The sequence below is a fragment of the Candidatus Nanopusillus massiliensis genome (assembly GCF_920984865.1).
On record NZ_OV100765.1, the window covers coordinates 543,344 to 543,661 of the forward strand.

Sequence of the window (318 nt, forward strand, 5' to 3'; positions counted from 1 at the left end):
TGCCTTTTTTCTCATTTCTTCCTTTAATTTCTCTTTATCTTCTGAATATTGATTATATATTTCAATTACATCTTTAAATGAAACATTGTATTTTTTCATAAATGGTACAGATAATGCNCAATGGAATTTTGCAGATCCAAATCCAACAGATCCATCATTTACATTTACATTCCATTTTCCTTTAAATTCTGGAGGAGAAGTATTTATCAATTAGTCTATTTATTTCAATAACTATTTTTCCAATTCTATCCATAATCTGCTGAGGAGATAATTTTAATTCAGTAATTGCTCTATCAGTTTTATTTATGAATAATACTG